Source organism: Veillonella caviae (assembly GCF_003992125.1).
Lineage (GTDB): Bacteria > Bacillota > Negativicutes > Veillonellales > Veillonellaceae > Veillonella > Veillonella caviae.
Genome location: NZ_RQUY01000014.1, coordinates 1 through 23,825, shown reverse-complemented (window position 1 = coordinate 23,825; position 23,825 = coordinate 1). Strand labels below are relative to the sequence as shown.

Genomic DNA, 23,825 nt, shown 5'->3' with positions numbered 1-23,825 from the left:
CCATAAGGGGCGTTATTATTTATATTATATCATATTGTAAAAGCTTTCGTTGTATTATCTATAGGACTAAAATGTAAGAATTTCCTTTTACAATTACAACTATGGGAGTCGCCAATATATACACATAGATTACATTAACATATTTACTAATCTAGTAGAATTTGTCCCGCCCCTAAAGGGTCTACAATTACATACTTATCAAAGCCACCCATAGATTTGATGCGATGCGCTTCATCCCATGCATCACTCCGTATAGTTTCATCGGCTTGCCACGGAATAAACATAGCATACACCTGTTGCTTGCCATAAGGGCCGTGTAAACTACGAGATTCAATACTATGCCACCCCACCTTATTCGGATAGAGGCGTACCTTTTCTAGTCGATCTTCGCTGATGCCTGTTTCATCATAATAAACAGAATGTTCCTGTTGCCATATATCCCCACAGTCCAGTAAAGTATTAGCTTTCATTTGCTTTCGTTTTGACCATTGCACGCGCCACGATTCAATGACATCATCGATATAATTTGTTACCTGTTTAGACTGAATCACAGGTTTATAATTCGGTTCAATAACACGGCTATAATCGAGGCCTGCCATGGATAAGATGATGCCTGTGTTAACATAAGGCAATGCATCCTGTACGGAATATCCCCCCTCTAAGACGGCAATATCTGCTTGCAATATATCAACAATTTCCGCATATCCTTTGGCAGTAACATTCATATTCGCCAAAGGATCACTAACATGATTATCTTGACCAGCAGAATTGATAACTAAATCAGGTTTAAACTCATCTAAAATAGGCAATACTAACTGACGCAACACCTTTTTTATACCTTCATCCCCCGTATTAGGCGGTAATGGAATATTAATATTACTGCCTATGGCTTGCGGACCACCAAATTCATCCATAAATCCTGTACCAGGATATAAAGTGCGTCCATCTTGGTGAAAAGATATAAATAGTGTATCTGGATCATGATAAAACACCTGCTGCGAACCATCACCATGATGTACATCGGTATCTACAATGGCGATACGTTTTACATTATAATTTTGACGAATATGCTGTATCATAACCGCCTCAATATTAATGGTGCAAAAACCGCGAATGCCGTGCACCATAGACATAGCATGATGCCCAGGCGGACGAACAAGAGCAAACGCTCTATCCACTTCACCTTTGAGTACCGCATCAGCAGCTGCAATAGCACCACCAGCAGATACGCGATGCGCATCGGTAACCCAGGATTGTAAATCAGGAGCACCGACATGAACCCGTTCTATAGTATCCCACGGTGCTACAATTGGATTGTATTCCCGAATATTAGGTAAATCAAGAAGTCCTTCCTCTACGATTTGATCTCTCGTGTATAGTAATCGTTCTTGTCGTTCTGGATGAGTTACAGAAATTTTCCAATCAAAAGCGGGGAAAAACACGAGCCCTAATACCGACCCATGATTTACTTGTTCTCCATAACAGCCCTGCATATGTCCAGACCTAGATAATCCACCATCAGATAAGATACCTGTTCTGACTCTGTAGCTATCTTTATGATTCCACATATTGCGTCACCCCCACTTGTAATTGTGCCTGTACGGTCATGATGCGCTCCACCGACTGCCATCCTTCTACAACAGGAAAGTCCTCTATATTGATAATCTCTATTTGTATCTCATGATTTTCCATACTCTCCCTATGAAAAGCACCATGTATACTCGAATGTATGCCATCCAAAATATTGTGTTCCATAGCAAAGGTAGTCAATATATCCTTAGCTTTCTGCTCTACCGCTTCGATATGACGCAAGGAGCAACCTTGTTCACGAATCCCTAATTCAGGTACTACTAATAAACGTCGTTTTGTATCAACACGTACAGTAATTTCCATCGTTTCCTTTGCCACAGCAGCGCCGATAGCATTCGTTACAGCTGCACCATCAGGAACTTTCACAGGCAATCCTAAATAATCACCAATACTAGGTGCTAAACTAGATGCACTACCGCCAACAACAACAAGTTGACTAGGTAGAAATAGATGTTGATGCACGATGTCATCTACTACATAGATAGGCCGTTTATTTTCTAATGCTACTACCCCATCAATGCCTTTCTTAATATGCTCTAACGCAACATGCAAAATGCGCTCTGCCATTTCCACCACTTCTATAGATATATCCAGATTTTCTATACCTCTGAAAGCAGCAGCCACATCACCATACTGCGCCTTGCCCAATACGATGAGCGCATCCCCCAATGTAGGTTCACTACCGCCCAATGCCATAGACGGCCCCACACGATCTGGTCCCACCGTAATGTGACCATCCACACAACGCACCACCGATTCGCCACCAATACCGATAGAAGTCACTGCAAAAGAGCGTACTGCACTAGGATATTCCCGAATGTAGACACCTCCCTTTGTCATCAATGGAACGCCATTTCTCCACAACGAAATATCCGTTGTAGTGCCACCTATATCGAGAGCCACTGTGTGACCTTCATGAATACTTTGAAATGCATATAATCCCAATACTGTGGCAGCTGGTCCTGTAAATATGGTTTCCACTGGTTTTTGAAGTGCTCCGTCCAAAGACAATGAACCGCCGTCAGCTTTCAAAATATAAATAGGTGCTTCTATACCAATTTGCTGTAATGCATGTATAACGGCACATTTGAACTCTTTCAAAACACCTACTACAGCACTATTAAAATAAGCGCTAATAGTGCGACGCGGAAAATTGAGGGCCCCACTCAATGCAGCGCCTCTTGATACAAAATCATAAGATACATCTAGCAACTCTGCTATTTGTATTTCCTCTAATGGATTGCGGTTAGCAAATTTGGCGGAAACAGCCGCATATCGATGTGTATGACATACACCCTTCAATGCATCTGCATCATATGATTCTACCACGATACCTCTGTGATCCGTATAACCATGTACATATATAGGGTCTACAGGGAACGCATTATCTACATTCATCCCTGGACCGGGTACGATATACAAATCAACAATATCCTCCTTATGCTCTACCACTGTATTCGTTACTACCGTCGTAGATAAAGTAACACGTTCTATAGCTTTTTCATCTATATCCGCCGTAACCTGTTGTAATGCCACTTCAATACCGCACATCAAATTATCCTTTGTAGTTCTTTGTTTAGACCATGTTACGATACGGCCTTCATCGATAATGACAGCATCGGTAAAAGTCCCGCCTACATCAATACCTAATAACACACTATCCCTCCTTTACCAACCTATGCAAAAAGGGCTGTCTTCGCAGCCCTTTCTCTATTACACTGCTCTATACTCAGTGTTAATATATATTACTTCCCTGATGAAACGGAAGCATAATTTTTAATGATTACAATAGGTGTCATTTGGCTATCATTACCAAATGGATTATCAATTAGCAGTTGTGCGATTTTCTGTCCATCAATACCGCGGCTAGTACCTAATACAGCGGAACGTTTCAAATCGTTTACATCCGCTACAACAGCGCCGTAACAACCTGTACGCGACACAATTTTTTCCGCTACTTGGTCAGGATTTTTAGGACCATACACGATGTGTTTATCAAATGGAGGCATAGTTCCCGTTACATCATCTGCCAATGCAGCAGCACGAGAAATAGCATAAAACACGCCAGATTTACGGAATATTTTAGCAATAGCGCCAAGGATGAAAGCACCTAGCACTTTCCATTTACCGTCGATTTCCATAGCCGCTTGCATACCGTACACAGAGCTCATAGATCCATCAGGATGGATAAATCGGTTGATTAAACGAGCTTGCCAAGACAATGTTAATTCTTCGGGACGTGTAAAATGCCCTTGTGTAATAGCCACTACAGATTCAGCAACACATACAATATCTTCGGGACCTATATTATGTCCTCCAAATTCTATGATAGCATCAACGATGTCATCATTATCGGTAAGAATACGTGTTGGTACACATACTAATTCTAATTCTGCCATGTTATGCCTCCTTAATGACCTAATGCAGCTTGAATATCTGCTGGGTTCAAGCGAATACGATCTTTGTTGATATGGTAATCTTCACGACCTACTACTTGGTAGAAAATATCGATATTCATATAAGGAAATTCTTTAAGATCCTCCCGAATATTACCACTTTTACCAATCAATTTCACATATACTCGAATAGTGCCACCTTTTTTAGGTTTTATAATAACTGCTTCAAAATAGCCGTCATGGCGTGGGCGATTATTGTCCATAGCCCATGTTTCTACTTTTACAGCATCAAATTGTTCCTGTGGCAATAGATGTCGGGGAAACAAATCCATAATCGTACCGTTTTGACGTCCTTTATTAACAAAAGGAATGTCACAAAACAAGGTGATAGATTCAAAGTTCATATCTGCTACTTGGAAATTAGTTTTCCGTTTTGGTAACAACACAACTTGTTCATTGCCTTGCTTTAAAACGAACAAGCGAAATAACAAATAGAATACTGCAATAATCACAGCAATAGTGACTAATACATTTAACGTATTATACAACCACATAGGAATTCTCCTTTACAAAGTAATAGACTGAACAGAAAAATCGCTTGGTTCCATAAACTGTAATCCCAATGTACGACCTAAGGATGTATCCTTAGTAAAATATAATGTAATGTTACGATTATGAGGTGTATTGTGCAATTGATTGCTGTCCATGGTACGTTTTACTAAATCACTCGTTTCATAGGCGGGATCAATATATTGAATACGCCCATCCGATAAAGATGTGAGTAGATCAGTAACAAATGGAAAATGCGTACATCCCAACACAACTACATCGATATCTCTTTCTAAAAGAGGCGCTAAATATTCTTTCGCCACATCTCCCACAGCCTCATCATCTACGTGCCCTTGTTCAATGAGGCCCGCCAGTTCTGGACAAGGTTGTTCCCATACAAACACCTCATGGTCTACCTCCATAGCAACATATTTGTGAATATGACTATTTACAGTCGCCACCGTTGCCATAATGCCAATCGTTTTACTGCGACTATTACTAATCGCCGCTTTAACACCTTGGGACACACCGATGACGGGCACATTAACACGGCTACGCACCTCATCGAGGGCCACCACGGTAAATGTATTACAAGCAATAACCATCAATTTAACAGGTACAGATTCCAGAAATTCAGCAATATGACAGGCAATGTCACAAATCTCCTCCGTTGGCCGATTGCCTACAGGATTATTCGCATTATCTCCAACATATACAAAATCTTCGTTTGGAAACTGTTCTTGAAGTACTTTTAATACAGACAGACCTCCAACACCTGAGTCGAACACACCGATAGGCAGTCGTCGTTTATCTTCACCGATCATAGTCCATCACCTCAACAGCAGCAACAAGTGGTTTATAAAATATATCATCTAAACGAACAATCTTTCCTGTAGATTGGCTCATAAATGCATTTTTTGTTTCTCCTGTAGCCAATAAAACACCATCACTAGCACGGCGCATTCGATATCGGAACACCATCTGAGCTCGCGTCATTTTCACTAAATAAGTTTCAATATTGATGATATCATCAAATCGTGCCGGTTCTTTATATTCACAGGATACATTCATAATAGGAAATACGATGTCTTCTTTCATCATAGCCCCTAAAGTAACACCAATATGGCGCAAAAATTCGATACGAGCCATTTCAAACCACCGAAAATGATTGCTATGGTGGGCAATCCCCATCATATCGGTTTCGTAGAAACGAACATTAATACTAGCTATATACATAATTCATCCTTTTTCTATACAATTCAAACTTCATTGTATATCTATTATTATAGGGTGTCAAATAAACAAAGGCAGCTCAATCAATAATTATGATTAAACTGCCTTGATGTACAGCTATATATTGTTATTAGTGTCCAAAGGGAAATAGCTTTTTCGCCTCTTCTTCGTGGGACGTTTTAATATAGCGATTAGCGATTTTAAAAGCAATCCCTAATACAGCTACATCATCTACCCAGCCTAATGCGGCAATCGTATCAGGCACGATATCAATAGGTAACACGAGATACCCTAAGGCACCAGCTATAACAGCCTTTACATATTTTGGTGTATCTTGATCTCGTAGACACAAGAACAAAACCACCGCCCGTTGTACAAAGGCAAGTTTTTTTCCATATCGCGTAGCAAACGCTACAAAGCGAGATTCACTAAAATACTTGCCGTATTTAATAATTTTTAAGGGATTCATAACAAACCTTCTGATTACTTACGAAAATCATCCATTTTCGCTTTTGTCGTTTCCTTTACTGTCTCAACAGCATGTACTGCTGTTGCTTTTGCAGTTTCTACAGCTTGTACAGCAGATGCTTTTGCATTTTCCACTGCCACTTGTGTAGTCGCTTTTGCTACTTCAACACCGCCTTTTGCCAATTCTTTGGCAGTATCTAAAGTATCCTTAGCAGCATCGATTTTTCCTTTTGCCGCATCAGTCACTTTTGCCACTGCCTCTGCAGCGGTATCGTGAAATTCATATTTTGTTTCCTTATTCCATTTATCTACTGCAGGCACTACCTTTGCAGCATATACTTGTTCAAGTTGCTCTTTCGCAAGACCTGTTTCATTGGCAATACCTGCCCAAACATCGCGTTGACCTTGAGTAAACGGAATAGAAGCAGCCGTATCACGAATGATTTCACCAGCCAAAGACTTACCTTGTTCAATAAATTCAGCTACCATTGGTTTATAACGTTCAATATCGGATGGCATGCCATCTTGAATCCAAATATGAGCAATATTACCAATTGCATAAGTCAAACCAATCGCTACCGGCACACGTACAGCTTTCATCGGTACCAATAAGGACACTACAGCAGTTGCCACAGCAGTGCTCAAACCACCTACTAAACCAACTACAGCACCGGATTGTAATTCAACATCATATAAACGAGCAATTCGTGTTACCATGTAAGTTGCATTAGCACACAAAGCTACATTACTAAATTTAGGGGATAGAGCTAACGCAGCAGCGCGACCTGCACCCCAGAAGATAAATTGTTCTACTTGGTAATTTACATCTTGACTACCATCGCTAAGAGGCTCTAGTGTAACGCCATTATATTCTGCCATAATCGTTCTCCTTTTCTGTCGGATTCCACTTGTGAATGTATGTAACGTTTCATTAGTATTATTATACCATTCTCAATGAAGATTTGAAATGAATAATACATATATAGCCCCTAGTATATGGTCCATGTATGATAAATAATCATACATAAATCCCTAGGAGTATCATATTAACGTATCCTAACCTCCTCTGACTCGGCTAAAAGATGTAGCTACCAACTCGTTAATCCACCATCTATAGTCCAAGCTGCACCAGTTACAAATGAAGCCTTGGGACTGATTAAAAAAGCAATGACCTCACCGATTTCATGAGGTTTACCAATACGTCCTAAAGGATAGTGTTGTCCCATTTCTTCTTTTGCTTGTTCCACATCTTGATAAGACTGAGCTATTTGTTTATCCACTAAAGAGGTATCTACATCACCAGGGCATACACAATTAACGCGCACCCCATGAGGAGCCATTTCAAGAGATAATGATTTAGTAAAACTTACTACAGCCCCTTTTGAAGCACCATACACGGAACAGGCCACATTACCTTGTAAACCTGCATCACTAGATACGGTTACAATACTTCCTTTCGTTTTCCGTAAATACGGTAATGCCGCTTGGCAGAGGAATACTGTACCTTTCACATTAGTACCAATCATTTCGTCGAATGCTGCTTCTGTAACATCAGCTAATAATTCTTCTTCGTAGTACCCTGCAGCCGTTACGAGAGCAGAAATACCGCCAAAAAGATTTACCGTTTCATCAACGATACGCTGGCATTCACTAACACTAGATACATCGCCTTTAACGTATCGCACCTTAGAGGAATAACGGCGCAATTTCAACTTCGCCTTTTCCCCCTCTTTTTCATTTCGTCCATTAATGACTACACACCAGCCTTCTTCGAGTAATAGTTTTGCCGTTGCAAACCCAATCCCCGACGTACCGCCACTGATCAATGCCACTTGCACATCTTGTTTATGAGGCATACTCACACCTCCTAGAGAGTTGAAATATAATCTATTACTAATTTAAAAAGCATCACTGTAGTAACTGTCAAAAACACACCGCGCACCAAGGACGATCCTTTTGCGATTGCTAAATGGGAGCCTACATAGGCCCCTAAGATTTGTCCTGCTCCTGCAGCCAAACCATACAATATATTAACGTGCCCCAAAAACAAAAATACTAAAAGGGATGCTAAATTACTTGTAAAATTCAAAATCTTGGCATTTGCTGATGCGTGAAGAAAATCAAATCCAGTAAAGATGAACCCCATAATGAGGAATGTTCCTGTGCCAGGTCCAATGAACCCATCGTAAACACCGATACCAAAAGCAAAACCCATACATATATACAAGGCTTTACCTAATACTTGAGAAGTCCGATTTACCTCGCCCCAGTCTTTTTTGAATACTACAAACAATGTAACTGCCACTAGTAATACAATAATCAAAGGCTTCACATATAATGGAGGCATTGATACAACTGCAATAGTGCCCAGTATAGAACCAATAAAGGTAAAGGGCAATAATTTTCTAACTAAATTGAAATCAACCATGCCGTTCCGTAAAAAGGTAATAGCTGCGCTGCCGGCACCGAAAATACTAGACAACTTATTACTTCCTAACGCCACACTAGGCGGTACATTTGTTAATAACATAGCAGGTACAGAAATAAGCCCACCGCCACCTACAATAGAATCTACGAAACCGGCAAAAGCTCCTGCTATAGCTAGTAAGACGAGAATCAATATATCCGTCGGTAGACCTGTTATCGCCACCATCCATTCCATGACACACCTCCATTGTACAACAAACCGCGGGCCAAAAGGCTACCGCGGTTAGATTCATTATAACTCAGCGCTGCTAAGTCTATCGAGTACTGCTGTATATCCATCAGCGCCATATACAAGGCACCGTTTTACACGACTAATGGTAGCCGTACTCGCCCCAGTATCATCAACGATGCGTTCATAACTTTCACCAGCGCGCAACATTTTAGCCACCTGCAAACGCTGTGCAAGCGCTTTCAATTCATTAACAGTACAAATATCTTCGAAAAATGCGTAACATTCCTCTACAGATTCTAATGTTAATATAGCTTGGAAGAGCTCATCATTTTGAGGATTTCTCAATTTTTCATTGATGCTCATGATGCCTCCTATTTTTTATTCATCGCCTTCGACAATGCATCACCAATCATTTGGATAACTTGAACCATGATGATAAGGATGATGATAGTAGCAATCATAATGTCCCCTTGGAAACGTTGGTAACCATAGCGGATAGCGATATCACCGAGGCCACCGCCACCAATGGCCCCTGCCATAGCAGAATAACCAATGAGATTTACAATGAGTACCGTAACATTATCAATAATGGTTGGCAAAGCCTCTGGCAACAATACTTTACGAATGATTTGAAATGGCGTAGCCCCCATGGATTGAGCGGCCTCAATAACACCAAAGGAAATATCTTTAATAGATGTTTCTACAAGACGCGCCAAGAATGGAATAGCCGCCAATGTCAATGGTACACAAGCTGCCGTAGTACCAATAGAGGTACCTACCACCATACGAGTGAATGGAATGATAGCAACCATTAAAATGATAAATGGAATAGAACGAGTTGCATTAACAATGGCACCCAGTACTTTGTTGACCGTTGCATTTTCTAAAATATGACCTTTAGACGTAACCACTAATACAACACCAAGCGGAATGCCTAAGATCATAGCCATTACCGTAGAAATCACCGTCATTTGTAGTGTATCCAAGGTACCGGTTAATAGTAGCTTAATGATTTGCTCTGACATAACCGATCACCTCGCTTTCAATTGGTAATGTTTTAATATAATCGAGGCCTTCTTGAGCCTTCATAGGATCGCCATTTAAGATGACGATGAGGCGTCCTACACTAGTATTTTGAATGTAGTCAATACCGCCGAACAAAATACTCACATCTAAGTTGAATCGACGTACAAGACCGGCTACTACTGGTTCATCCGTAGCTTGTCCAGTAAATTTCAATTTCACCAATGGCGCTGTACCTGCAATCCAATCTTGATGGAGCTCTAAATGTTCCAACGCTTCTGGTGGCAAATTATCACTCACAACAGAGCTGATAAACTCCTTCGTTGTATGTTCACGAGGTTTTGTAAATACATCAACAGTGGTTCCTTCTTCGAGGATAACACCACCTTCAATCACCGCCACACGATCACAAATTTCCCGAATAACTTGCATTTCATGGGTAATCAACACAATGGTAAGGCCCATTTTGTCATTAATGTCTTTTAACAATTTTAAAATGGATTGTGTCGTTTGTGGATCTAGCGCCGATGTTGCTTCGTCACATAGTAAAACTTTTGGATTTGATGCTAGTGCACGGGCAATACCAACACGTTGCTTTTGACCGCCAGATAATTGGGACGGGTAATTGTTAACGCGATCAGAGAGGCCTACAATTTTAAGAATCGGTGTAATACGCTCTTTAATTTCCTCTTTATTCATACCTTGCAATTCCAATGGAAATGCCACATTATCATATACGGTGCGAGATGACAAAAGATTAAAATGTTGAAAAATCATACCAATATTTTTGCGTGCTTTACGTAAATCACTAGCACTGAGTTTTGTTAAATCTGTACCGTCTACGATAACGGCACCTGATGTAGGTGCTTCTAACATGTTAATACAGCGAATCAATGTAGATTTGCCCGCCCCGGATTGTCCAATAATACCATAAATCTCGCCTCGTTTAATAGACAGATTAATATCCTTTAGCGCTTCTACACGATTAGCCCCTTCGTAGACTTTGCTAATGTGTTCTAATGTAATCAAAATAATTCCTTTCTCTGTGAAAGTCCCTCTAGTATTTCATCATGTACCTAAAAGTACTGCTGCTCAACACAAGCATAATTAATATACTACCTATCAAGGTAAACCTTCTTGCATCAATTTATCGAGACCGTCACGTAAACGTAATGTCACTGTTCCAGGCTTGCCACCAGACACAGGATTTCTATCTAATTTTGTAATAGGAATAACGCCACCAATAGTATCTGTAAAGAATAGTTCGTCTGCATTATCTACAAAATCTCGATCAAATTCTTTTTCAATAAGCGTAATCCCCAAAGATGGTGCTACACGTGTTACAATCATTTGTCGTGTAATGCCCTTTAAAATATAGTTATCTGCTGGATGAGTATATAAAATACCGTCTTTTACAGCAAACACATTAGACGTTGCCCCTTCTGTACAAATGCCATCACGGAACAAAATGGCAGTATAAGCAAATTTCTTTTCCGCCTTCGTTTGCGCTAAAATATTAGGGATTAAATTCGTCGTCTTAATATCCACATGCCCCCAACGCTCATCAGGTAATGCGATAGCTTTCACACCATTACCTAATGTATTTACCTCATTCATATCAAGAGTACGAATAGACATAAGCATTTGCGGTTCCAATTTAGACCGATCATACGCATGATGGCGTGGCGCTACACCACGAGAGATTTGCAAATAAATATATCCCTCTTTAATTTCGCTTTGCTCAATCAAAATCTCGTGCAATTCCGTCAAATCATCAGGTGTCATTTTCACGGGAATATCCATTTCCCGCATAGACCGATAGAGTCGATCTTGATGATAAGACAAAGCAAAACAGCGTCCATTTACGACACGCACCACTTCATATACAGAATCGCCGAACAAATAGCCACGGTCATCGATACTAACAACCTTCGCACCAGGTTCGACAAATTCGCCATTAAAATATGTTAATTCTTGCATAAAAGCACCTCATTTCAATGTCGTTACGGTAACGTATGTATGTATTATAACATAAATTGTTTCAAATTTTCACACTTTACATTGTGAAAGTCTTCAAGAAAACATAGAAAAATCCGCCTTCTCTTCATAACTTAAAGCTATAAAGAGAAAGCGGATAAAAATTCCTTATATACCTCTAACTAGAATATTATATCAAGTCTAATGTACCCTCGCCAATGCTAGAAAGTTTCTGTATCCACCGAATATAATAGTTAACAAAACTCAATTCCCTAGTACATATTGACGGACTTTCTTAGGTAATTGTTTCAGCGCTACCGTCGCCAAATACGACAAACCTACTGCCATCAAATATAGAGTAATAACATTACCTACCGTATACATAAGGTTAAATTTCGTCATAATACCGGTCATAATGAGCAACCAGAAAGGATGCACTAAATAAATGCCATACGATGTATCACCTATTTGTGACCAAAACGCCTCCATCGTATTATTAAGCGGCATAACTTGGAATAGAAACAGTGCAAATAATGTGCCAAAAGCGGTATAAAACACCCCCATAGGACTCATTTGATGAACCGTATAAATAGCTTCTAACACCGTATAATGCCATACATCCATAACATAGTAATAAGCCCCTACCATAGCTAAAGCAGATAATACTGCACATATAGCCAATCCATAGCGATATCGCCACATAAGTGTGCGCACCACATTATATCGCTCTGCGACCACAGCACCACAGAGGAAAATCCACACGTAATGGATAACCCAATAATTAAGGCGCATATCGACTAGGTATTTCAAAACAGGCTCATTAGCCAAATATTGAGTTGCCCAGCTTCCGATACGATAAGATGATACAAAATCGACTAGCAGTTGACCTACAAAAAGTATGACAAGCCATAATACAGATGCTTTCAAAATAAATCGCACCATGCTACGCCATAATGGCATCATGATGTAAAACCACAACAAAATAACCATAAAATAAAGGTGGTACATGCCATTGCCAAATAGCAAATTAATAGCCAACGACAACGGTTGTAAGTTACCAAAGTTATGTGCCATCACCCCTGTATATAAGAGGTAAAACAAAGACCACAATATATACGGGTACAATACGACTTGAATGCGACGTTTCATAAAATCTTTGTAGCTAAACGGATCGTATACCGAAGTATGATAAAACAATCCAAAAGCAGATAAGAAAAAGAAAGCTGGCACCGCAAAGCGCGATAATATTTCTAACACACTGATGAGCTGCAAATTGACAAATGGATTAAGTAACGCGTACGAACCCACATGGATGCCGATAACACCAAGCATACAAAGGCCGCGCATATAGGTAATTTCAGGTAAGAATTCTCGTTTCATAAACTGACTCTCTATTGAAAACGCTTAATTTTGCGGTATTGCCGCTGGTGTTGGTATTAAACGCGGACCTTGAGAGGTAGTAGCAGGTTGTGTAACAGGCATGTCTTGTATCGGTGTAACTGGTTTAATCGGAGTTTGGGTAACTGGTTTAACCGAAGTTGGTGTAGCCGGTGCAACAGGAACTGATACTTCTTGTGAAATCGGTTTACCTACTAATTTTGCCGCCTCAGCAGCCGCTTTCGCCTTAGCCTCTGCTTCTGCTTTCGCTTTTGCTTCTGCTTCTCGTTGCAAACGAATTTCTTTTTGTAACGGCACTACTGGTTTATCATATACTGTAATATCCGTTTCAAACAAACGACCCCATGGGAAAGTAGCCTTTACAGTGCGTGGGTTGATTTTCAAATACGTTTCTGCAAAATCTTGAATACGCTCTGCCAAGTATTCTTCTAATTTATCGTTCAACTCACCGGAATAACGCACATTATCAGTACGGATAGAATCCTGCATACGATAAACATCTTTACGAATATTCGCTTGATATGCCCAATTATCTAAATATTGTTGGGTCAACATGTCTTTGTGCCCATCTGGAGACATGGATTGTAATAACAAACCTTGTGCAATGGCATATCCTACAGTATTGCTTGCTGTATTCCAACCATTATAGGCACCGATTTTATATAGCATATCACGTTTATATAAGGCGCCCATCAATGTATTATCAGAACCGTTATTATAAGCTATATCCGCCACGCTAACAGTAATACCTTGCTCTACCGCTTGTTGAATTCGATCTACAAAAGCATTTGTCGCATTAGATGCCATTGGGAAATTAGCAAACGCTTCGGATTCGCCAGTACTCGTAGACAATGGTGTATTCACTGCTAACAATACAGTCGGTTTACCTTGGGTAGTCAAAATTCCACCAACGGCTTCCACATGCTCTTCAATGGTTTTATCGATGGTTTGATCTTCGTAACCAGGCAATGTTTTACCGCCACCACCAAGTGGATAAATGATAGAAAAACTCGGTTTGTCTACGCTTTCATCAGTGCGCGAACGAGCCATTAACAATAATCCTAGTTGATCCGCACCAGGGAAACTACCGTATTGAGAACGCGGAATCCCCTTAGAATATTTATTTAAATAACGACCTTCTAGCGCTGATTGGGACAATTGAGATGTATCATCATGACCGAGAGCAAAATAAGTAAATACACCATTTCTAGTTTCGTCGATAAGGCCTTTATTAATTTTCATATTCTTTTGACGACGCGCAAACCAATCTTGTAGATACTCGATAGGCACAGATGCTTGTAGGCTAAACAGTTTAGCCGTCTCCTCTTCTGTTAACGCACCAGAATCTAATTTATCTTGTAATGCCGCTATTTGGAAAATAGTAGGCCCATAATCAGCATAGTAAGTCGGCTCTGTACCGCCCCCACTAGCACGAGGAGAACGCATTACCGTACCGAAACCATAAATGCGTGTATTTTTGTGATTCGCTTTCAACGCTTCAATACGTTTCAAACGATTTTCCAATGTGCTAAGTGGTAAATTATGTTTCCGAGAATCAACGAGTCCGCCGTAAATCAATGTGTCTGTACTGAGCACCATAACGTCAGCACGACCTGCATTTTGTTCCACCCAATTCCAAATTTGCTCCGCTTCACCACTATAGGTTTTACCTGAAATCAAATATTGTGGCGGCGTCAACACCGTCATTCCTGCCGCTTTTGCAGTGTCTACAGTATATTGCAAACTAACAGGACGGTCGTCTTGAGGAACATAGAGAACCGTTTCTGCATCAACTTGAATGGAGGTACCAGTAGCGATGGCCGTCACCATGAGGGCTACTTTTAACCATTTCTTAGACATAAACTCTCCTTTAAAAGGCCTCTCACTATTAGGCCATAGTAAATCATGTAAGGGATTCTAAAATTAATCAATAGTATAATTATATCATTTACACATTATTTGGCAAATCTATCGCATAAAACATATTTAAATACTGTGGTATTTACTGTGATAGCACGTACTCTACATCGTCTCATGTAAAATAACTCTCCATAGGACCGCTATCCACTTTAATTCATATTCGATGATGTTCTTTTCTTATACCTTGGGTAAACTCCAATTATATTTAATAGCCAACAATCGAATAATAAGAACGATAATAAAAGCACCATAATTGGCGCCAATCATAAAACCATTGGTAATCAGCAAATAGTATCCTATACCACCAATAATACTCGGCAATGCGTACACATCTTCTTTCAATACCGAAGGGATTCTCTGTGCCAACATATCGCGAATAATGCCACCCCCTACGGCTGTTATAGTACCTAATAGAACGATAAAAATTGGTAATTCTGGATACATAGCATAACCTGCAGCAGCACCTGTAACAGTAAAAGACGCTAAGCCTAATGCATCGGCCAATAGATAACTAAACCTAGTTCGAGGTCCCATAACATGGCGTCTATAACGAGTTCTATAAATAATAAATACCACTATAGTAGCAGCAATAACTACCGTTACATACACAATGTGTCGCAAAGAATTAGGTGGGAAATGCCCTAGCAGTATATCTCGAACGATACCGCCCCCAATGGCAGTGGCTAATGCCAATACAATCATACCAAAAATATCCATTTTACGAGCCACACCAACGAGGGCACCAGATATGGCAAAAGCAATGGTTCCTACCATATCAAATATATACCATAAAATATCCATTATACTCACCTATGACTTTATTACTAAAAATATGATTACCTTACACGTTACATACATCATCAATACAAAATTTTAAGTAGTTCTTTAATTCCGTAAAGAAATTCAGATGACGAACTATAGCGTATATGATAGACTTTATATAAATATTATACATGAGAGGTAAACCATGACAACAGACGAATTTTTTATGCGCCAAGCCATTGAAGAAGGGAAAAAAGCATATGCCTTAGGAGAAATTCCTATCGGTGCAATCCTCGTCCATGAGGGGAAGATTATTTCACGCCATCACAATCGCCGCGAAATGGATCACGATGCAACAGCTCATGCAGAAGTTCTCGTCATCCGAGAAGCGTGCGACACTCTAAAACGTTGGCGGTTGACTGGATGCACCCTGTATGTTACGATAGAACCGTGTCCGATGTGTGCCGGAGCCATAATCAACAGTCGTATTGACCGCGTTGTATATGGTGCTAGCGATTACAAAGGAGGCGCTGTAGAATCTTTGTTCAATGTTCTATCCCATCCAGGATTAAACCATGAACCACAATTACAAGCAGGCATTCTCGCCGATGAATGTAGCCAATTGATGAAAGATTTCTTTAAAGAGCGTCGTAAATCACGGAGGAGTACCCAAGAGGCTGAAGGGTCCGCACTCGAAATGCGGTAGGTCGGGCAACCGGCGCGGGGGTTCAAATCCCTCCTCCTCTGCCATCATCAACAAAACTATTATATCTTATATAATCACCCCACACCTTGTACATATGCAAGGTGTTTTTTATAACAAGGTTATTCATCATGCATAAACAATACCCCTATTTAATCACTGCAGCCCACATGGTAAACGACTCTTGTCAAAGCGTGTTACCTGCATTGTTACCCTTATTCATTTATACTTATGGCCTTTCATTAGAACAAGCAGGTTTCCTCATTTTAGCGAATACCGCCTTATCATCTTTATTACAGCCTTTACTGGGCTATATATCAGATAAACTCAATCAACCACGGCTCATCGCCTTAGGTGTATTATTGTCCGCCTGCAGTACGGGCATGATGGGCATTGTTTCTTCTTATGAAAGCCTCCTTATTTGCGCTACCTTAGCTGGTGTAGGTTCATCTATTTTCCATCCAGAAGGGGCAAAAATTATGAACCGCCTCGGCGGTGGAAAAAAAGGTAAAGCTATGGGGACTTTTGCTATTGGCGGTAGTTCAGGCTTTGCCTTTGGCCCTCTTTTCGCAGGCGCCATTGCATATACCATAGGTCCACAAGGTTTATCAGCTTTCACAATAGTCGGCATTATTATGTGTACCATTCTATTTATATTGATGCCTCGCATCGTAGCCCATGCCAATACCCTAGAACGTTCTATTCATAATACCAATACTGATGAAGCCATAGCGATGCCATTACGAAACTATTGGTCCTATTTCGGCATTTTATTTCTTATCATCCTATCTCAATCCATTAATTTCCGCGTTATTAATGCGTTCATCCCTGTATTTTGGACATCACAATTAGGTGCTAGTCCCGAACAAGGCAGTTTTGCCCTTACCGTCTTCTTCAGCGTAGGGATTTTCATGACTTATATTGGTGGCCTACTAGGCGATAAATATGGTCCTGTAAAAATCATTCGCTTTTCCTTATTGTTGTGGTTGCCTGCTATGTTCGCACTCCCTTACATACCACAAATGCCAGCAGCTCTCATCATAGGATACCTTTTACTCATCATTATCGGTGCTGCCAAGGCACTCAGCTACAGTCCTACTATCGTATTAGGCCAAACATATTTAGCTAAAAGCATTGGCTTTGCTTCCGGCATCACACTAGGCGTAAGCCAAACGATTGGTGGTCTCGTAGCACCTATCGTAGGCCGCCTAGCTGATATATATTCCCTACCATTGGCTATGCTTACATTAGTTCCATTCTTAGCATTAGGGCTTATAGCATCTTTATTCTTAAAGTCACCAAAAGATTTATAGCATATAAATGTATACATAAAAACCACCTTTCCCCGTACGCTTTCGAGTATTAGATTTCTATACATCTAACACTCCACTAGCAACACAGTAAAGGTGGTTTCTTTTTATGTCATGCAAACTATAGTTATCATCCTAGTCAATGACACATATGTATTTCATTCTATTTAGTGTTTTAACATTTCGTTTAAGATAACTATATCTGTTTCTTTCATACCTTGTGCAACAACGCCAATACTTTTAATGGTATCATCCACACTCATAGCTACAAGTCCATCGCCTTTAGCATAGCTTTTGTTCATCTTAGCTTGCTTATAGCCCATAAAAGCACCATCTAAAGAGATAGCGATTTTACCAGCACAAGATGGTTTCGCTCCATCGCAAACAATACCAGATAGACTAACAAGTCCATTAACTAAAGTTTGTTCTATGATATCCTTGCTTTCACCTTTCAAAAAGGCAATACCAGTCACACTAACGATGCCAGCAGACACAACACCACAATAAGCAGACAGTTTACCAATCCCCGATTTCACGTACAGCGTAAGCAAGTTTGCAAAAACAAGAGCCCGATACAGTTCTTCATCACTCTTTTGCAATTCTTCTGCAGCTGTAATAATCGGCATAGATACGGTAAGTCCTTGGTTACCACTACCAGAACAGATAACCACAGGCAATGGACATCCACTCATACGTGCATCGGATCCTGCCGCAGCGCGAGCCTTGCATTTCGTTTCAAAAGACGGATTATCATCATCCACAAGGAGTAGTTGACCAATATTGGCACCATAATCATTATTCAAACCTTCATTAGAAATAGCCGAATTATAAGCGATTTGCTGTTGAATTTGAGGAATGATGCCTGAAACATCCCCCGTTTTCGCAAAAGCATAGATACTCTCAAATGTCATAGGACATGTATCTTGAGATTGCTTAATAAGTGCATCTGCTGCGTAAATAACCTGTCCGTCTAATTCTACATAGGTAATGTGAGTATGGCCCCCTTCGATGCGAACTACTGCCCGCTGTTCATCGCTTTCAGCGGTAATCTCAATATATAGATTATCTACACCTTCCACCAGTTCTACAGAACAGAAATTGACATCAAGCAGATTACCGAGCCATCGGCGGTCTTCATCGGTTGCGGCTTCCAAAACCTCTAATTCTCGTTCTGGATGACCTACAATAGCACCGAGCACAGTAGCAGCTGCCAAACCTTTGCGGCCACCAGAATTAGGAATAACTACAGATTTTACATTTTTAATAATATTTGCGCTACAGCGAGCGTGAATATGATTAGGAAATTCATCTAAAATAGATGCTGCCTTCGCTGCCGCATAAGCTAGAGCAATAGGCTCTGTACAACCAAAAGCGGGCTTCATTTCAGCTTGTAATAAGGAAATATAATCCATGTTAAACTTCCGCAATAATCTCAATTTCTACAGACACACCTAATGGAAGATCTTTTACTGCTACACAAGAACGAGCCGGTTTAGATGTGAAATATTTTGCGTATACTTCGTTGAATGGTTTAAAATCGTTAATGTCCGCCAAGAAACAAGTTGTTTTTACTACTTTGTCAAAACTAGTGCCAGCTTCAGTGAGGACGGCTTCGATATTTTTGCATACTTGTTCAGTTTGCGCTTGAATATCCCCATCTACAACAGTGCCTGTAGCAGGATTCAATGGCACTTGGCCAGATGCGAACAAGAAACCGCCGGCTACTTTAGCTTGGGAATAAGGACCTACTGCTGCTGGAGCTTTGTCTGTGTGAATTGTGTTCATAATATTCTCCTTTTCTTATATGCAAATTGATAACTATCTATGTGCATAGTATATCATATGGCGAAATTTTATTTAATGGATTTATAAAACTCATGTAAAATAGGTTCAAAATATGTACGTTGCACATCAGATGTAATGGCTAAGTACAGTGTAGGATGCGCTGGATTCATGACTACAGCAGCATTAGCATAATAGGGGTTAAATGTACCGCCAGTATTACCAATAATACGACTCGATATAGTGTATGTATTATATGTAGCACCATGTATTTTAGTTAATGGCTTTACATCTTGTACAGTAATTTGAGTAGTATTGTTTAAATCAGAACCGATAGCACGATACATAGCTTGTGATTTTGTTTCTATCTCTTTAGGTAATGATTCAGTTAAATCAAATGTTTTCGCACCTATTGGTAATTGACTATTTACAGCCGTTAGCATAAATTGTTCTGTTATAGGGTCCAAGTCGCCTTTTTCTAACATTTGCATCGCCACAGAAGCCATAGGATCTTTTACATCGTCTAGCTTAATCACCTCCATGGTGGATTTCATATCTAAGGCAAATACGATAGCATCCTTTTCACCTGTCGCATCAGCCCCTTGTAATTGATACAAATCATAGGCTATCCCCATTTGCTCTATAGCTTCTATTGCTTCTTTAGCACCTTGTTGCATCTTATACGATTGATTAGATGGCTTTTTGGCTTCATAGATAACCGCATCATGCAACATAGGTTTAATAGATGTATTAGACAAAGTTACGACCTTAACAGTATTCGGTACGCTAGCCACACCTGCAACGGTATTTATATTTTGTGCAAAACCTGCTGCAGTCACACTACCTACAAGACATACTGTACATACTATAGTTTTCAAGGATTTCATTATTTTTGTGCTCCTTTGTACTCAACAGTTTGATTCATTCTATCTAATTCTGTATTCCAGAAATCATAACTAGTATCTTCGGTAAACAATATTTGTAAAATAAGTCCCTCTTGTGCTGGCACTAAATACCCAATCAAGCTAGTAGGATAGATAAATCCATCATAGCCAAGACTACTGCGAATAACACCTTTACCTGCCATACCATATCGAGTATTTACTGGAGCATATGATATGTGTGTAGCATTAATAGTAATGGGTGCCGTAATACGTTTCAACAGAGTTCCCAATTCTTGTTTTTCTGTTACAGATAAACCAGTACCTTGTTGTAGGGCTTCATCAGTTACATCAGATAAGGCTTTTGGTAACTCTCGATTAATGTCGACTACTTTCGAATGTAATTCTTCGCTAGATAAAGTATAGGGCTTTACGTTTTTAAGGGCCTGTTCAGCTATACTTTTTGAATATTCACTACCAATAGATGAAAAACCATGTTTAAATTGTGCTTTTACCTCTTCAGTACCTTGTTGCAATACCGATTGTTCATAAGCAATGCGCTGTTTTATATATTCTTTGGATACATCTATATTCATTAAATATGCCTTATGATAACCTAAGTGATTTTCACCTTGTAATTGATACAAACTAAAACCATCATAAACATTACCACTATATTTAGTAGGAACCTTATATAAAAATGTCGATACTGAATTCAGTGTATCTACAGCATCTTTATTAGCATCCTTTGCTATTTTATTTTGCTCCGCTGTGCGTTCATTCATTTGAGTTGGCACCTTAACCATTGCCACCGCTTTCACTGTAGCACTAGTATTAGCAGTCTGGTCATACCCCAAATCTACGGTATCAGCATATACTACAGCACCCATACCAACAGTTAAGCAGGTAGCACATGCAAGGGTCATCATTTTTTTATTCCACACTTTCATAATGTCACCTCGTGAAAACAAATCTATTTCTCTTATCATAGGCTTCTATAACAAGACCTAATGTAATACTTAATAACACTAATATTATACTATATTGTTCATTCCCATGATATACTATATTGAGATTATAGAAAGGAGCGCGCATGCTGCGCACATTATGATACAAGAAATTATACCTTTAACGCGACCTCGTACATTAGCTGCCGCCTTAGGGCCTACAATTCTAGGTGCTGCCTTTAGTTATTATGCCTTTGAAGCGCCACACGGTACAGGCCTTGCCATATTTCATACTATCCTTATTTTTATCGCCGTCGTATCTGCCCAAATCATCGCCAATTTATGGAATGAATACAAGGATTTTAAATCCGGTCTCGATGCAGGGCAAAAAATCGGAAACGCTGGCTCTATTACGCGCGGCGCAGTAACACCAGAGCTCATCATCACAATGATTAAAATCCTCATGACGATACCCATCCTTATTGGCATCTATTTGTCCGCTACTATAACGTGGTACTATATCCCAGCAGGTTTCATTTGCATTCTCATCAGCTTTCTCTACTCTGGTGGTCCTAAGCCAATTTCTCGAACCCCCTTTGGTGAAATTGCCTCCGGCATCGCCATGGGTTTTGCCATCGTCCTCATCACTGGCTACGCATGGTCTCGTGAATTATCATGGACTCTATTAATTCCAGCTATTCCAGCCACACTCTTGGTAGGTTCCATTATGCTCACCAACAATATCCGTGATATTCGTAATGATGAAAGCCACGGCCGTCGCACATTACCCATCGTATTAGGACGCAATCATGCTATCGGACTCATGAGTACATCCTATCTATTCAATTTCCTTTGGATTATTGCATGGATCTATGTAGGCGCATTGCCTATTGCATCATTAATCGCTATCTTAGCAGCTATTCCCGCTTTCAAAACCATTGCAACCTTCTATGCTCACACTGATGAATTTAAATTAGATGGTGCCATGAGTACTACTGCAGCCGCTGCTATGTTATATCAATTGCTATGGAGTATAGGTCTCATTATTGGCAAATAATTTACTCCACTCATATCTCCCACTGAAAGATAGTAACAACTTACCAGCCATAGGATCCTAACTATGAACTAAAATTACATATTGATTCTTTTCGTCCATAGCTTTTAGCTATGGATAACAATTACTAATACCTTCTTGCCAAGTAGGACATATTTTAGTAGTATAAGCATAAATAATTTAATCTAGTATTCCTTAAAAGGAGAATGTCTGTATGAACAAATTTTTAGCATTGGCAGCTACTGTAGTACTCGGTGGCGCCTTATTAATCGCTGGTTGCGGTAGCGACAACAATAAAACTGCTACAAGCGATAAACAAGTATTAAAAATTGGTGCTACTGCAGTACCTCACGCTGAGATTTTAGAGCAAGTAAAACCTATCCTTGCTAAAGAAGGTGTAGATTTACAAATTACTGAATTTACTGATTACAATACGCCAAACCTTGCATTAGGGGACAAAGAAATTGATGCCAACTTCTTCCAACATATTCCATACATGGACGAATTTGCCAAAACACATAATCTTCCACTCGTATCTGCTGGTGCAGTTCACTTAGAACCAATGGGCTTATATTCCCGCCAAATCAAAGATTTAAAAGATCTACCTAAAGGCGCTAAAATTGCCATTCCTAATGACCCAACAAACGGTGGTCGAGCTTTGATTTTATTACAAAAAGAAGGTTTGATTACCTTAAAAAATCATGACAACATTTTGTCCACTGTACAAGACATCGCTACTAACCCTAACAACTACCAATTCGTAGAATTAGAAGCAGCTCAAGTACCGCGTTCCCTTGATGATGTAGCATTAGCAGCAATCAATACAAACTACGCATTGAGCGCTGACCTCAACCCAACAAAAGATGCATTAGCTATCGAATCTAATGATTCTCCATATGTTAATATCGTAACCGTTCTCAAAGGCAATGAAAACGATCCACGCATCCAAAAATTAATGGCTGCTCTTCGTAGTGATGAAATCAAAAAATTCATCCAAGAAAAATATAACGGCACTATTGTTCCTGCATTCTAATCAGCAAAATAGGCAAAAGGCTGTTCACCACACTGGTGAACAGCCTTTTTATATGTCTATAATTAGGCTTATAGGACAAAAAGTGTGTGTAAAAACCCTTGTAATACTAGTAAATATCTAGTGTTATAAGGGTTTAATCT

25 protein-coding genes and 1 tRNA gene are annotated in these 23,825 nt (G+C 39.8%); 5 read left to right on the top strand and 21 right to left on the bottom strand.

The window, feature by feature from the left end; all coding sequences use genetic code 11:
• Positions 1 to 146: 146 nt before the first annotated feature.
• From EO120_RS06250 to EO120_RS06170, 17 genes are all read right to left on the bottom strand, one after another.
• On the bottom strand, positions 147 to 1,568 hold the full coding sequence (locus tag EO120_RS06250) for a histone deacetylase family protein (protein ID WP_127134622.1): 1,422 nt from the start codon (positions 1,566 to 1,568) through the stop codon (positions 147 to 149).
• Positions 1,555 to 3,246: a hydantoinase/oxoprolinase family protein gene (locus EO120_RS06245; protein WP_127134621.1), complete on the bottom strand. Its 1,692-nt coding sequence runs from the start codon at positions 3,244 to 3,246 to the stop codon at positions 1,555 to 1,557. The genes EO120_RS06250 and EO120_RS06245 overlap by 14 nt, the downstream gene beginning before the upstream one ends.
• Positions 3,247 to 3,335: 89 nt before the next feature.
• Positions 3,336 to 3,989, bottom strand: coding sequence for a coenzyme F420-0:L-glutamate ligase (locus EO120_RS06240; RefSeq protein WP_127134620.1), 654 nt, complete (start codon positions 3,987 to 3,989; stop codon positions 3,336 to 3,338).
• Positions 3,990 to 4,000: 11 nt separating this feature from the next.
• The gene (locus tag EO120_RS06235) at positions 4,001 to 4,540 is read right to left on the bottom strand and encodes a hypothetical protein (RefSeq protein WP_127134619.1); all 540 of its coding nucleotides are present in this window, start codon (positions 4,538 to 4,540) and stop codon (positions 4,001 to 4,003) included.
• Between the two features lie 12 nt (positions 4,541 to 4,552).
• Positions 4,553 to 5,359, bottom strand: coding sequence for a glutamate racemase (murI, locus tag EO120_RS06230; protein ID WP_127134618.1), 807 nt, complete (start codon positions 5,357 to 5,359; stop codon positions 4,553 to 4,555).
• The gene (locus EO120_RS06225; RefSeq protein ID WP_127134617.1) at positions 5,349 to 5,771 is read right to left on the bottom strand and encodes an acyl-CoA thioesterase; all 423 of its coding nucleotides are present in this window, start codon (positions 5,769 to 5,771) and stop codon (positions 5,349 to 5,351) included. The genes murI and EO120_RS06225 overlap by 11 nt, the downstream gene beginning before the upstream one ends.
• Positions 5,772 to 5,898: 127 nt before the next feature.
• Complete coding sequence (locus EO120_RS06220; RefSeq protein WP_127134616.1) at positions 5,899 to 6,237, bottom strand: YkvA family protein; 339 nt, start codon at positions 6,235 to 6,237, stop codon at positions 5,899 to 5,901.
• Between the two features lie 14 nt (positions 6,238 to 6,251).
• Complete coding sequence (locus tag EO120_RS06215; protein ID WP_127134615.1) at positions 6,252 to 7,115, bottom strand: hypothetical protein; 864 nt, start codon at positions 7,113 to 7,115, stop codon at positions 6,252 to 6,254.
• Positions 7,116 to 7,324: 209 nt separating this feature from the next.
• On the bottom strand, positions 7,325 to 8,092 hold the full coding sequence (locus EO120_RS06210; protein WP_127134614.1) for an SDR family NAD(P)-dependent oxidoreductase: 768 nt from the start codon (positions 8,090 to 8,092) through the stop codon (positions 7,325 to 7,327).
• An 11-nt stretch (positions 8,093 to 8,103) separates the two neighbouring features.
• Positions 8,104 to 8,898, bottom strand: a complete 795-nt coding sequence (locus EO120_RS06205; RefSeq protein WP_127134613.1) for a TSUP family transporter — start codon at positions 8,896 to 8,898, stop codon at positions 8,104 to 8,106.
• Positions 8,899 to 8,955: 57 nt separating this feature from the next.
• Entirely contained in the window at positions 8,956 to 9,258 is a 303-nt protein-coding gene (locus tag EO120_RS06200; RefSeq protein WP_127134612.1) for a YerC/YecD family TrpR-related protein, read from the bottom strand.
• Between the two features lie 8 nt (positions 9,259 to 9,266).
• Positions 9,267 to 9,920, bottom strand: coding sequence for a methionine ABC transporter permease (locus EO120_RS06195; protein WP_127134611.1), 654 nt, complete (start codon positions 9,918 to 9,920; stop codon positions 9,267 to 9,269).
• The gene (locus EO120_RS06190) at positions 9,901 to 10,947 is read right to left on the bottom strand and encodes a methionine ABC transporter ATP-binding protein (RefSeq protein WP_127134610.1); all 1,047 of its coding nucleotides are present in this window, start codon (positions 10,945 to 10,947) and stop codon (positions 9,901 to 9,903) included. The genes EO120_RS06195 and EO120_RS06190 overlap by 20 nt, the downstream gene beginning before the upstream one ends.
• Before the next feature lie 93 nt (positions 10,948 to 11,040).
• On the bottom strand, positions 11,041 to 11,898 hold the full coding sequence (dat, locus tag EO120_RS06185; protein WP_127134609.1) for a D-amino-acid transaminase: 858 nt from the start codon (positions 11,896 to 11,898) through the stop codon (positions 11,041 to 11,043).
• Positions 11,899 to 12,159: 261 nt separating this feature from the next.
• Positions 12,160 to 13,275, bottom strand: a complete 1,116-nt coding sequence (locus EO120_RS06180; protein WP_127134608.1) for an acyltransferase — start codon at positions 13,273 to 13,275, stop codon at positions 12,160 to 12,162.
• Between the two features lie 24 nt (positions 13,276 to 13,299).
• Positions 13,300 to 15,153, bottom strand: a complete 1,854-nt coding sequence (locus EO120_RS06175; RefSeq protein ID WP_127134607.1) for a DUF4127 family protein — start codon at positions 15,151 to 15,153, stop codon at positions 13,300 to 13,302.
• Positions 15,154 to 15,390: 237 nt separating this feature from the next.
• On the bottom strand, positions 15,391 to 16,014 hold the full coding sequence (locus tag EO120_RS06170) for a trimeric intracellular cation channel family protein (protein ID WP_127134606.1): 624 nt from the start codon (positions 16,012 to 16,014) through the stop codon (positions 15,391 to 15,393).
• A gap of 166 nt (positions 16,015 to 16,180) precedes the next feature.
• On the opposite strand from EO120_RS06170, the gene tadA reads away from it, so the two are divergent.
• The 3 genes from tadA to EO120_RS06155 all read left to right on the top strand — a co-directional run bounded on the left by tadA (position 16,181) and on the right by EO120_RS06155 (position 17,991).
• Positions 16,181 to 16,681 carry a tRNA adenosine(34) deaminase TadA gene (gene tadA, locus EO120_RS06165; protein WP_127134654.1) on the top strand — a complete coding sequence of 167 codons (501 nt, stop codon included), beginning with the start codon at positions 16,181 to 16,183 and terminating at the stop codon, positions 16,679 to 16,681.
• Positions 16,635 to 16,725: transfer RNA gene (locus EO120_RS06160), tRNA-Ser, on the top strand. Before tadA ends, EO120_RS06160 begins: the two co-directional genes overlap by 47 nt.
• A gap of 84 nt (positions 16,726 to 16,809) precedes the next feature.
• Positions 16,810 to 17,991, top strand: coding sequence for an MFS transporter (locus tag EO120_RS06155; protein WP_127134605.1), 1,182 nt, complete (start codon positions 16,810 to 16,812; stop codon positions 17,989 to 17,991).
• Between the two features lie 164 nt (positions 17,992 to 18,155).
• On the opposite strand, the gene EO120_RS06150 is transcribed toward EO120_RS06155, so the two are convergent.
• The 4 genes from EO120_RS06150 to EO120_RS06135 form a co-directional block, all read right to left on the bottom strand.
• Complete coding sequence (locus EO120_RS06150) at positions 18,156 to 19,400, bottom strand: L-cysteine desulfidase family protein (RefSeq protein WP_127134604.1); 1,245 nt, start codon at positions 19,398 to 19,400, stop codon at positions 18,156 to 18,158.
• Position 19,401: 1 nt separating this feature from the next.
• Positions 19,402 to 19,773, bottom strand: coding sequence for a RidA family protein (locus tag EO120_RS06145; protein ID WP_127134603.1), 372 nt, complete (start codon positions 19,771 to 19,773; stop codon positions 19,402 to 19,404).
• A 68-nt stretch (positions 19,774 to 19,841) separates the two neighbouring features.
• Positions 19,842 to 20,657, bottom strand: a complete 816-nt coding sequence (locus EO120_RS06140) for a hypothetical protein (RefSeq protein ID WP_127134602.1) — start codon at positions 20,655 to 20,657, stop codon at positions 19,842 to 19,844.
• Complete coding sequence (locus EO120_RS06135; protein ID WP_127134601.1) at positions 20,657 to 21,601, bottom strand: hypothetical protein; 945 nt, start codon at positions 21,599 to 21,601, stop codon at positions 20,657 to 20,659. Before EO120_RS06135 ends, EO120_RS06140 begins: the two co-directional genes overlap by 1 nt.
• A 157-nt stretch (positions 21,602 to 21,758) precedes the next feature.
• Here EO120_RS06135 and menA point away from each other — a divergent pair, with 157 nt between their 5' ends.
• Both menA and EO120_RS06125 read left to right on the top strand, forming a co-directional pair.
• Positions 21,759 to 22,655, top strand: coding sequence for a 1,4-dihydroxy-2-naphthoate octaprenyltransferase (menA, locus tag EO120_RS06130; RefSeq protein ID WP_127134600.1), 897 nt, complete (start codon positions 21,759 to 21,761; stop codon positions 22,653 to 22,655).
• Positions 22,656 to 22,866: 211 nt separating this feature from the next.
• A complete protein-coding gene (locus EO120_RS06125) occupies positions 22,867 to 23,685 on the top strand; it encodes a MetQ/NlpA family ABC transporter substrate-binding protein (RefSeq protein WP_127134599.1) in 819 nt (272 codons plus the stop codon).
• Positions 23,686 to 23,825: the final 140 nt, after the last annotated feature.

Excerpts from the sequence above, each read along its gene's own strand:
- menA (WP_127134600.1), top strand. The coding sequence starts at position 21,759 with ATGATACAAGAAATTATACCTTTAACGCGACCTCGTACATTAGCTGCC.
- EO120_RS06210 (WP_127134614.1), bottom strand. The coding sequence starts at position 8,092 with ATGCCTCATAAACAAGATGTGCAAGTGGCATTGATCAGTGGCGGTACG.
- EO120_RS06135 (WP_127134601.1), bottom strand. The coding sequence starts at position 21,601 with ATGAAAGTGTGGAATAAAAAAATGATGACCCTTGCATGTGCTACCTGC.
- EO120_RS06200 (WP_127134612.1), bottom strand. The coding sequence starts at position 9,258 with ATGAGCATCAATGAAAAATTGAGAAATCCTCAAAATGATGAGCTCTTC.
- EO120_RS06180 (WP_127134608.1), bottom strand. The coding sequence starts at position 13,275 with ATGAAACGAGAATTCTTACCTGAAATTACCTATATGCGCGGCCTTTGT.
- tadA (WP_127134654.1), top strand. The coding sequence starts at position 16,181 with ATGACAACAGACGAATTTTTTATGCGCCAAGCCATTGAAGAAGGGAAA.
- EO120_RS06195 (WP_127134611.1), bottom strand. The coding sequence starts at position 9,920 with ATGTCAGAGCAAATCATTAAGCTACTATTAACCGGTACCTTGGATACA.
- EO120_RS06145 (WP_127134603.1), bottom strand. The coding sequence starts at position 19,773 with ATGAACACAATTCACACAGACAAAGCTCCAGCAGCAGTAGGTCCTTAT.
- murI (WP_127134618.1), bottom strand. The coding sequence starts at position 5,359 with ATGATCGGTGAAGATAAACGACGACTGCCTATCGGTGTGTTCGACTCA.
- EO120_RS06125 (WP_127134599.1), top strand. The coding sequence starts at position 22,867 with ATGAACAAATTTTTAGCATTGGCAGCTACTGTAGTACTCGGTGGCGCC.
- dat (WP_127134609.1), bottom strand. The coding sequence starts at position 11,898 with ATGCAAGAATTAACATATTTTAATGGCGAATTTGTCGAACCTGGTGCG.
- EO120_RS06240 (WP_127134620.1), bottom strand. The coding sequence starts at position 3,989 with ATGGCAGAATTAGAATTAGTATGTGTACCAACACGTATTCTTACCGAT.
- EO120_RS06140 (WP_127134602.1), bottom strand. The coding sequence starts at position 20,657 with ATGAAATCCTTGAAAACTATAGTATGTACAGTATGTCTTGTAGGTAGT.
- EO120_RS06215 (WP_127134615.1), bottom strand. The coding sequence starts at position 7,115 with ATGGCAGAATATAATGGCGTTACACTAGAGCCTCTTAGCGATGGTAGT.
- EO120_RS06235 (WP_127134619.1), bottom strand. The coding sequence starts at position 4,540 with ATGTGGTTGTATAATACGTTAAATGTATTAGTCACTATTGCTGTGATT.
- EO120_RS06220 (WP_127134616.1), bottom strand. The coding sequence starts at position 6,237 with ATGAATCCCTTAAAAATTATTAAATACGGCAAGTATTTTAGTGAATCT.
- EO120_RS06250 (WP_127134622.1), bottom strand. The coding sequence starts at position 1,568 with ATGTGGAATCATAAAGATAGCTACAGAGTCAGAACAGGTATCTTATCT.
- EO120_RS06155 (WP_127134605.1), top strand. The coding sequence starts at position 16,810 with ATGCATAAACAATACCCCTATTTAATCACTGCAGCCCACATGGTAAAC.
- EO120_RS06175 (WP_127134607.1), bottom strand. The coding sequence starts at position 15,153 with ATGTCTAAGAAATGGTTAAAAGTAGCCCTCATGGTGACGGCCATCGCT.
- EO120_RS06170 (WP_127134606.1), bottom strand. The coding sequence starts at position 16,014 with ATGGATATTTTATGGTATATATTTGATATGGTAGGAACCATTGCTTTT.
- EO120_RS06205 (WP_127134613.1), bottom strand. The coding sequence starts at position 8,898 with ATGGAATGGATGGTGGCGATAACAGGTCTACCGACGGATATATTGATT.
- EO120_RS06225 (WP_127134617.1), bottom strand. The coding sequence starts at position 5,771 with ATGTATATAGCTAGTATTAATGTTCGTTTCTACGAAACCGATATGATG.
- EO120_RS06150 (WP_127134604.1), bottom strand. The coding sequence starts at position 19,400 with ATGGATTATATTTCCTTATTACAAGCTGAAATGAAGCCCGCTTTTGGT.